This window comes from Clostridium sp. L2-50 (assembly GCF_000154245.1).
Lineage (GTDB): Bacteria > Bacillota > Clostridia > Lachnospirales > Lachnospiraceae > Coprococcus.
Genome location: NZ_DS480324.1, coordinates 138,292 through 147,622 on the forward strand (window position 1 = coordinate 138,292; position 9,331 = coordinate 147,622).

General features: G+C 36.7%; 9 protein-coding genes. 8 read left to right on the top strand and 1 reads right to left on the bottom strand.

All coding sequences use genetic code 11. From position 1 onward, the window contains the following. Nucleotides 1-83: 83 nt before the first annotated feature. Genes CLOL250_RS10240 through CLOL250_RS10260 form a run of 5 tightly spaced genes read left to right on the top strand, consistent with a single transcriptional unit; the run spans nucleotide 84 to nucleotide 3,578 of the window. A complete protein-coding gene (locus tag CLOL250_RS10240) occupies nucleotides 84-704 on the top strand; it encodes a GDSL-type esterase/lipase family protein (RefSeq protein WP_008402344.1) in 621 nt (206 codons plus the stop codon). 27 nt (nucleotides 705-731) lie between these two features. Further along, nucleotides 732-1,472, top strand: a complete 741-nt coding sequence (locus CLOL250_RS10245) for an AzlC family ABC transporter permease (RefSeq protein WP_008402345.1) — start codon at nucleotides 732-734, stop codon at nucleotides 1,470-1,472. Further along, nucleotides 1,465-1,776 carry a branched-chain amino acid transporter permease gene (locus CLOL250_RS10250; RefSeq protein ID WP_008402346.1) on the top strand — a complete coding sequence of 104 codons (312 nt, stop codon included), beginning with the start codon at nucleotides 1,465-1,467 and terminating at the stop codon, nucleotides 1,774-1,776. Before CLOL250_RS10245 ends, CLOL250_RS10250 begins: the two co-directional genes overlap by 8 nt. A gap of 39 nt (nucleotides 1,777-1,815) precedes the next feature. Continuing rightward, entirely contained in the window at nucleotides 1,816-2,163 is a 348-nt protein-coding gene (locus tag CLOL250_RS10255) for a helix-turn-helix transcriptional regulator (protein WP_008402347.1), read from the top strand. A gap of 56 nt (nucleotides 2,164-2,219) precedes the next feature. Next, complete coding sequence (locus CLOL250_RS10260) at nucleotides 2,220-3,578, top strand: hypothetical protein (protein ID WP_008402348.1); 1,359 nt, start codon at nucleotides 2,220-2,222, stop codon at nucleotides 3,576-3,578. Between the two features lie 132 nt (nucleotides 3,579-3,710). Here the strand turns inward: CLOL250_RS10260 and CLOL250_RS10265 are convergent, their stop codons facing one another. Further along, entirely contained in the window at nucleotides 3,711-4,769 is a 1,059-nt protein-coding gene (locus CLOL250_RS10265; protein ID WP_008402349.1) for a coiled-coil domain-containing protein, read from the bottom strand. A gap of 1,442 nt (nucleotides 4,770-6,211) precedes the next feature. Here CLOL250_RS10265 and CLOL250_RS10270 point away from each other — a divergent pair. The 3 genes from CLOL250_RS10270 (at nucleotide 6,212) to CLOL250_RS10280 (ending at nucleotide 9,174) form a co-directional block, all read left to right on the top strand. Further along, complete coding sequence (locus CLOL250_RS10270; RefSeq protein WP_008402351.1) at nucleotides 6,212-7,000, top strand: nuclease-related domain-containing protein; 789 nt, start codon at nucleotides 6,212-6,214, stop codon at nucleotides 6,998-7,000. 354 nt (nucleotides 7,001-7,354) lie between these two features. Then, complete coding sequence (locus tag CLOL250_RS10275) at nucleotides 7,355-7,543, top strand: hypothetical protein (RefSeq protein ID WP_044945893.1); 189 nt, start codon at nucleotides 7,355-7,357, stop codon at nucleotides 7,541-7,543. A 170-nt stretch (nucleotides 7,544-7,713) separates the two neighbouring features. After that, nucleotides 7,714-9,174, top strand: coding sequence for a hypothetical protein (locus CLOL250_RS10280; RefSeq protein ID WP_008402353.1), 1,461 nt, complete (start codon nucleotides 7,714-7,716; stop codon nucleotides 9,172-9,174). The last annotated feature ends 157 nt before the right edge of the window (nucleotides 9,175-9,331 follow it).

The following is a 9,331-nucleotide window of genomic DNA, read 5'->3' on the forward strand; positions in this document are numbered from 1 at the left end:
CCTCTGATTGGTAATGCCGAAAGTGTTCAAACATGATGATATTACGTTACGGCATTAGTAAAATATAAGAAGGAGGAAATGCCATGCGACAGGTATTATGCTTTGGTGATTCAAACACATATGGTTATGTGCCGGGAACGGCAGAACGCTATGACTGGGATACCAGATGGACCGGAATCGTAGGAACCGGACTGATGGAAAAGGGATATATTGTACAGGAGGAAGGGCTGTGTGGCAGAACTACAGTATTTGACGATCCGCTTCGTCCGGGCAGACGTGGCAGTGAACTCCTTCCGATCATATTAGAAACCCATAAGCCGGAAGATCTGATCATTTTAATGCTTGGAACAAATGACTGTAAGACATTTTATGGTGCAACGGCAGGTAGCATCGGACTGGGTATTCGTAAGCTGGTGCGACAGATCCGGGATGGTGCGCCAGCAGCAAAGATCCTTCTGATGTCACCGATCGCACTGGGCGAGAAGGTCTGGGATGGATTTGATCCGGAATTTGGAAAAAATTCTGTACAGGTGTCCAAAGAGCTGCCGGAGATTTACCGGCAGATCGCAGAGGAAGAAGGACTTTATTATCTGGCGGCTTCTGATTATGCCGTACCATCGGAACGGGATCAGGAGCATATGGATGAAGAAGGACACAAGGCGCTGGCAGAAGCGGTATTGGAAAAGATTTCAGAGATTTTGTAATGTGAGTAAGGAGTACAGAGAGAAATTATGGCTGGGGAGACTGTAGACAGAAAAGAAGTATTAAAACAGGCATTTGTGAAGGCTCTGCCGATCACCGGAAGTTATCTCTTTGTCAGTATGGCATACGGACTCACGATGCAGGAAGCAGGACTGTCCTGGCTCTGGTCGCTGTTTACCAGCCTGACGGTATATACCGGTGCATTTCAGTTTGTGCTGGTAACATTCTTAAGCAGTGGGGCATCGATTCTCACGATCGCACTTACTGCGTTGTTTATGAATAGCCGACAGTTCTTTTATGGACTGACATTTGTTGAAGATTTCAAGAAAATGGGTAAGCGTTATCCATATATGGTACACACAATGACGGATGAGACATATGCCGTCAATTGTTCCATGCTGTCTTCTGAGGTGATAAGAGATCGTAACGCAGAGAAGGCAAATGACCGGAAACGTAGATTTGATATTATGTTTTATGTGGCATTATTCAGTCGTATATCCTGGATGGTGGGCGCTGTGCTTGGCGGCATACTCGGTCAGATCCTTCCGGTGAAATTAGAGGGAATCGATTTCTGTATGACAGCGTTATTTATTACGATCGCGATCGATCAATGGAGAAGTGTGAAAGTGCATTTGCCGGCACTTGCCGGGTTTATCGGAGGTGTGCTGTTGCTTTTGTTAATAGGAAAAGATTATTTCCTTCTTCCAACTTTGATTCTGGTATCAGGTCTGTTGCTGATCTGTGAAAGAAAGGTGGAAGCTCATGAATGATCGATATGTATTGATCTGTATTCTTGTGTCGGCGGCAGCTACTTTATTTATGCGGGCACTCCCATTTACCATTCTTGGAAAAAGAAAACAAATCCCTGAGAAAATCCGGTATCTCGGACGAATCCTTCCGGCAACCATCATGGCGGTGCTGATCGTGTACTGCCTGAGGGAAGTACCGACCGAATTCTTAAGCGGCGGCTATAAGAAGTTGATCGCAGCCGCAGTTTGTGTCGTTCTTCATGTGTGGAAAAAGAATACATTTGTCAGCATCATAGGCAGTACGATTGTGTATATGTTATTATGAGAGAGAATACAAATGTAAAGAAAAAGAGGGAAGAACGATATGGATTGGAGTATGTCATTTATTACAGGAATAGACATGGATGCTACAGGAAAGCAAATAGGACGTCTGATTGATAAGGGCAACATCAGTGATAAACATTTAGGAGAAATGATAGGAGTATCAGTTCAGTCAATCAATAAATGGCGGCATTCGCATTGTTTACCGGATATTGAGAATCTGTTTTTGTTGGGACAGATTCTGGGAGCGAAAGTGGAAGATTTTTTCATCTTTAGGGAAATTGAGATTTGTAGAATAGAACAGAAAAAGATAGTTGATTCTACTTCAAAGTATTTGATTGAGTATTATCGAGAATTAATAACGAAGAAGGCTGTTTCAACCAATGGTTGAATGACAAATACAGCAAAAGTCCGTTACAATTTAGAAAAAACAACAGGAGGCATAAAATGGGTATATTTATTTGCTTATCGATTTCTAAATCTGTAACACGTGACGAATGGAAGGCTGTATATGACGAAGCAGCAAAGCTTATTCAAAAATTACCATTTGCAGAAAGAGTAAAGAAAAAAATTCATGATGTAGACACAGTATGTCTGGAACGAACAGTAGAACATAATGAAAATGGAAATAAATACTGTGTGATGTCAGGGGACTATACATTCATGAAAATTGGGGAAGAATTTAATCTCGGACGCAATTTTTTTAAGAATGATGAACCGGAAAAGAAAATGATTGATGCGATCTGTATGGTGCCTACGCATTCATTTGATGGAGTAGAAAGATATCCATGTCATTTGATATGGGAATATAAGACTCAGGGCATGCCTTATCATATTCTTTTGCTAGCGGTTGCCGCTTTGATAGAAGCAAGATTGAAAAGAAAAGCGTTTACATATGGAGATATCTCCAGGGATGAATTTAGGAAGGCAGTTTTGATCGCTAATCAGTATCTGGATAATCCGATAGATATGCCAGACAGCTGTTATATGGAACGCTTTTTTAATCGGGTGATGGATCTTCCAACATCTGTAGAAGAAAAATTGGATATAATAGAAAGATATTATATTGGTGGCAGGACAAAACAGTTTGGTAAGTGTATGTATCAGACATTTTCTGATGAAATTATTGATGCATATTGGAAACCTCAATTCAGTGGTATAGAAATAGACAGTTATAAATTCGAAGATATTGTAGAGAAGTATTACAGATATGGTTTTCGGATGGACGATCTTACCCGCTATGTTGTATTTGACAGCGAGGAGAAAGAAAAACAAATGATATCTTATATTATAAAAAAATGTGAGGAAACTGACAGATTTATACAGAAACTGGATGAGGATAGAATAACATATGGTATAGGGGTAATGGATGTTGAGTGCGTAAAAAATATTATAAAACGGTTTGGAATAATGGAAAATGCACATTTTAGATTTTATCAGCCTGGCGATAAAATACATCCTATATTAATGCAGGTGTTAGGAAGTGACAGGAAAACGCATGATTTCATATTGGAATATGAGGTAGAACGTGAACAGATTGACAGACTAATGAAAAAGGATGCTAAAAGCAGATGTGAATGGATATCAGAGAACAACAGGTATATTTTACTACGTGATATTGATTGGGATCATATATATACAGATATTGAAAATAATCAAGAATCATTTGAGCGGTATTATCCTTTCTTCAGAGTAGAAGTAAAATCGCCGGGGGTTGCGGATACATGCAGAGGTCTTATGCTAAATGATGATTTATATCGGTATAGCAAAGAGCTTATAGGATATGTAGCAGAAACAAGGAAATAAGCAATTGCGAAATGGAGATTACATCATGAACAGATAAAATCCCCAGCTATAATGTTTATTTAAAAGATAAAATGAATAAGCATTATAGCTGGGGATTATTATGTAAAAATAATTATGTTAATGAACTGCACATTAGTGTTCTAACATTGCAATTTTTTCCTGTAATGCAGCAATTTCAGCATCCTTCTCGGACAAAGCAGCGTCCTTCTCGGACAAAGCAGCGTCCTTTTCAGACAAAGCAGCATCTTTTTCTTCCAACGCTTTTTTCATCTGTTCAATCATAAAATTAACAGTATTTTCATCTGCTTTTGCTAAGGCTTGTGAATACATACCGATAACCTCCTTTGGACGATATAAATATTCGGACATATCCCGACAGATCTTTTCCATCCAGGGATAGTCGGATATTAGTGTAGCAAGGTCATTTATAGAATCAGCTGTTAGCAGAGCTAACCATGCATTAAGTTCATTCTTTTCTTTAGCATACTTGTTATTTTTAAATACGTCAAGGGCGACAACATAGTATTCCTGCAAAAGATGAAGATCAATGCCTGTGTTAAAAATTGTTTTTCCATGATGTATAAAAATATCAGAAGATTTGCATTCAGGTGGACTGTCTTCGAACATGACGATTGTATATACAGTCTTGATATCGTGATAGGTGAATTGGTCTCCTTTTTCTCCCTTGACGCGTGTATATTGACGGAGAAGAAGATCGGACGAATAACAAGACATGCGCTCACCTGAAAATGCATAATGTATTTTTTGAATCTCTACATTTGCAATAGAACCATCCTCTAACTGTACAATGATATCCATAATTAATAATGGTGAAGTTGGCAGTAAACGGTTTTCCTGCGATAGAACGCTTTGAACTATAACATTAATTCCTATGATGCTGCTAAGCAAATGAGATAGTCGTCCGGGATAGACATCAGGGTTAAACAGTGCTTTAAAGAATGGATCATAGGTTAAAGGAAGAGATTTATTTCCTTCCATAAATTCTTCAAATCTATTTCGCCATTCATTGTTCAAATCCAGATATTTGCTAAAGGTATTGACATCTTTTTGTAAATCTTTTAAAAAGTCATCTTTTTTCCGAGCCGGGAAAATTTGACGAATATCTACTGACGCGGATTTGTGTGCCGTGGTAGGTGTAATATTATTGCTATCTTCGTTGTGATCATACATTGATTATTCCTCTTAATTTCCGGTACCTGATTTGCCGACATAACTACCATATCAGAAATAAAAGAGAAAAGTTCATAAATGTAATAAATGGTACTGTTTGATGTAACTTTTGGTAAGTGGATGATTATAACGACTATAAAGGAATAAATTAAAAATCCCTTCTGGTTAGATAAAACGTAAACCAGAAGGTGTAATTAAAGGACTTAGTTTATTATAGTTCACAGAGCTTTGGATTGTCAATTCTAGAATGGTTAGGATTTGGTTAAGAAATATAAATACAATATCGGCAATTAAGAGAAATGAAATAACATGTGGTTAAATTTTCCACATGTGGAAAATTGTTAGATGAAGCTAACGGATAAGGACGATGATAAAATGAATGTCAAGTCAAATCCGCATGGTACTTTCTCTTGATTACTGAGTACCGAAAACTCAGTATATATACGGCATCCGAGGCTTATAGGTGGTAGTCAAATCCAGATGGTATGTTCTATAGGTGATAGTCAAATCCACATGGTACATTCTCTTGATTACTGAGTGCTAAAAAGCCAGTATTTATGCAGCTTCCGAGACTTATAGGTCGTAGTTAAACCACATGGTACATTCTCTTGATTACTGAGTGCTAAAAACCAGTATTTATGCAGCTTCCGAGACTTATAGGTCATAGTCAAATCCACATGGTACATTCTCTTGATTACTGAGTGCTAAAAAACCAGTATTTATGCGGCTTCCGAGACTTATAGGTGGCAGAAGTATGACAAAATGAATGGCAAGTATGACAAAATGAATGGCAGAAGTATAACAAAATGAATGACAAGTAAAATCCACATGGTACATTCTTACCTTAATAAGTCGTAAAACACTAGCTTTAGCTGTTTTGCTTATCTGTAAATATAAATTGACATAATAATGTTATTTTGTCACACATTTATAAGTGGCAATAAAATAACAGTGTAGACCACCTATATAGGGAGATAATAAAAAACGACGAATGAAAAAATTAGCACTTTAGGAGCTGCTAACAAACTCATAAAAGTGACGTTCATCAATATTATCAATTCCCATGAGCTTTAAATAATGTGACCAACTGAGATAAAATCTACGACCTCTGGAAATTTAAGGGAGAATATTGAATTGGGGAAACAGTGTTTCTCCAATTAGATCTTTAGGGTAAACAACATAGAATCGTCTCATTAATTTTAGGTTGTCTTGTGTATTTCCTTTACCAAATTTGTTGGTTAGATATTCATAAATGGAATAATAAATGTCCAAATTTTCCACATGTGGAAAAATGTTAGATAAAACTAATGGATAAGAATATAGAAAGAAGTATGATATGCAGATATTTTTATAAAAATCAAAAAAATTTAAATTTCTACTTATAATTTCTTGAAAATCGACAGTAATATAAATATATAAAAAACATTTAAGGAGGAAATAAGATGAACAAGAATAAAAGAATATTACAAACAGAGAACCATCCCGTTTTGGTGGGAAGAAAGGCACAGCTTGATCCGTATCAGCCCGGACTCTTAAGAAAAAGTAAAAATGATATTCTGGAAAAATTTGGTGCGGAATACGAAAAGAAAATCGTGGAAAAATTAAGAAATTATTTTGAAAAACGAGACGAAAAATTCTTGATCTTCGAAAATATATATTTTGAAACAGGAGAATACAATGAAAAATTAAAAGTGTACAGGACAATACAAATTGATATATTGATTGTTACACAAAAATTGATAATCCCGATTGAGGTTAAACATCTAAGTGATGAATATTGTAAACGCATCACTGGAGGAGCGGATTCCAGGACTTGGAATTTAATAAAAAATTTAGGCAGATCAAGAATGACGAATGGTGTCCGACAGAATAGGATGCATACGCAATTTACCAGCGAATTAGTTGAGTTTTTAGGGTTCAATATACCGATTTGTGGCATGACCATAATCGGGGATCTTGATAAAAGCAAAATAGAGGTTCAACAAATGCTGGATGACAATTTAGTTGTGGAAGAAGATATGTTAGATATGGTTGATTATATAATCAAAACGCACTCTACCGCGGAACATTATGATGTTGATGAAATCGGGGCAAAATTAAAAAAATGGATTTGTAGGACTGAGGGAAGAGACATATTACATAAATTTTTCCTACGTAATGTTAAAAAAAATAAGTTGCCGGCGAGGTGCAAGGGGATATTAAAACATAATGATATATGTGTAGATGACTAATAATATATTGACGCTTTAACCTAAGACAGATATAATATTAGCGGATTACTATTTATTAATAAAAAACTTTAAGGGCTGATTTGACAGCCTATGGCCGAGGCAGAAGATCAAAGCATATAAGCAGCATCTTCGTAACGCACTCTGGCGAAGCCGTTGTTGTTTGAGGCATTAGAGCCTTTGTATTAACAGGGGTATCAAACATTGGAAGAAAAACAAAGAAATAAGGTTGAGTTTTAGAATTTTGACACTAGTAATCACAAAATACAATGGGGTATATCTTATAAAAGCACATATGTTTGATACACAGATCATCGGAACTGGATGAGATGCAAACATTGGACTACGATTGCGAACATGAAAGAAGATAGTGTCATTGCTATGTGTGAGATGATATTAGAAATAATGGATCCTGAGAGTAGTGAGACAAAAACGAAAGCCGATGGCATTATTGAAGATTTGATCAAAGCATATGTAGACATGGGATTATCGGGAGAGAAAATTTGTGAAAAGAAAAAACTGTCGCTGAAGTTCGAAACACTGTAGACCTAATTTAAAATCCAATTTTTTGTAAAATCCAAGTTGGGGCAACAATAATATGTTGCCCCTTAAATTTTCAGAATAACTAAACACCGCCATTGTTTTCTGAGAATTATTGTGCTACATTTTTATTAGTGGTATTATTATACGCATAAAGTGAGAAAGGGGTTAAATGAATGAAGAGAGTAAAGAAATTATTAAGTCTGCTGATTACATTTACATTGATTTTCACAATGTCAGGGGTGGTATATGCTGCCGCAGATGATACAGCAACAATTTCAGCATATGAAAAGACGGATAAGAAAGTGGCAGAACTTTCAGCAGCTACTTGTACGATCAAAAAAAATGACAATAAGTATTATTACAAAAATGCATCCGGAAAAACAGATAAAAAGACCGGGTGGAAGAAAAATCAGAACGGGAAGTATGTATATTATGTCGGCTCAAAGGGATATGTAACCGAGAAGATTTCCGGTGGATATTGGTATCATTTTTCCGGCAAGAAATTCGTAAAAAAATCACTTTCTTCCTATAAGAATAAAACCAAAACAATCGGGAAGAAGATTTTTTTTGTTAATTCAAAAGGAAAGATTGTACTGAAATCCGGTTGGGGAAAAGTGTCAGGGGTTTATACTTATTATGTTTCCGGAACCGGTACGGCATCTGTAAAGCTGACGAGAAAGAAATATTATAAGGTGTCAAGAGGCTCTTGGAAAGCCCAGAGTCTTGCAAAACATAAGAATGACCGGGTAAAGATCCATGGAAAATATTTTTATGTAGATAAGAACGGATCAATGATTAAGACTGCCAAGACAGTAAAATCCGGTAATTACAAGTTCACGATCAAGGCGGACGGAACATGTACAAAAACAAAGATTGAAACAAAAACTCCTGACAATTCCAATAGTGGAAAATCAGACGGAAATAACACTGGTAAGACAGATGATACAATTCCGGCGCACACGCATCAGTGGTCGCCTTTGGCAGAAGATCATACTATGTTAAAAGATACGAACTATGTAAAGCATGATGCAATAGTGGAAAATATATACACTGAAATTAAACCGGCTTACAAGAAAGAAGTAAAAGAGGAACGAGATGTTTGCCTCAACTGTGTGTGGAACAAAAAGCCTCAAAATGGGGAACAATGGACAGATCTCGATGGAGATGGAATATGGACAACTCAGGTAGAGGGACAAATATATTTTAAGGAATGTTCATTTAAAAGAGGTAGTGTTGAGGAAAAGTTACATGCTGAAAAATATCCACAACATGGTCAATCAGCAACTTATGATATTTGTATAGGATATGAGATTATTCCTGCCGAATACGACTATGTTCCAACCACAATCACCCCAGAATGGTCCGAGTGGGATGAACACCGGAGATGTACAGTGTGCGGCGAGGAAATGACAATCCATGTAGTTAATGGGGCGTTATCCGAGAGTACAGCGGTTGTTGGGGCGTGCATTCCAGATAAAAGCGGTGATTTGATTACGACCAGTGGTAGCAAGGTTCGGTCGGTTGTTGGTGGAAAGCCTTACAACAAGAGGGTTTACGTTGGAAGTTATGCTTATATGAATGAAACGGATACGAGTTACCTTGATCTTTTAAGACTTCACGGGTTCAATTATTGACACCATTATATCAATATGTTGTAATTAATATAGTTTTGATTCCTTTTTACATTATTTTTTACGGCACCGAACCTAGTTCTCTGAAATAAAAAAGGAAAATAATCTGAAAATAATAATAACAACCAAGGTGAAGAATTTAAATTCTTCACCTTGATTG

Excerpts from the sequence above, each read along its gene's own strand:
- CLOL250_RS10240 (WP_008402344.1), top strand. The coding sequence starts at position 84 with ATGCGACAGGTATTATGCTTTGGTGATTCAAACACATATGGTTATGTG.
- CLOL250_RS10245 (WP_008402345.1), top strand. The coding sequence starts at position 732 with ATGGCTGGGGAGACTGTAGACAGAAAAGAAGTATTAAAACAGGCATTT.
- CLOL250_RS10250 (WP_008402346.1), top strand. The coding sequence starts at position 1,465 with ATGAATGATCGATATGTATTGATCTGTATTCTTGTGTCGGCGGCAGCT.
- CLOL250_RS10255 (WP_008402347.1), top strand. The coding sequence starts at position 1,816 with ATGGATTGGAGTATGTCATTTATTACAGGAATAGACATGGATGCTACA.
- CLOL250_RS10260 (WP_008402348.1), top strand. The coding sequence starts at position 2,220 with ATGGGTATATTTATTTGCTTATCGATTTCTAAATCTGTAACACGTGAC.
- CLOL250_RS10265 (WP_008402349.1), bottom strand. The coding sequence starts at position 4,769 with ATGTATGATCACAACGAAGATAGCAATAATATTACACCTACCACGGCA.
- CLOL250_RS10270 (WP_008402351.1), top strand. The coding sequence starts at position 6,212 with ATGAACAAGAATAAAAGAATATTACAAACAGAGAACCATCCCGTTTTG.
- CLOL250_RS10275 (WP_044945893.1), top strand. The coding sequence starts at position 7,355 with ATGAAAGAAGATAGTGTCATTGCTATGTGTGAGATGATATTAGAAATA.
- CLOL250_RS10280 (WP_008402353.1), top strand. The coding sequence starts at position 7,714 with ATGAAGAGAGTAAAGAAATTATTAAGTCTGCTGATTACATTTACATTG.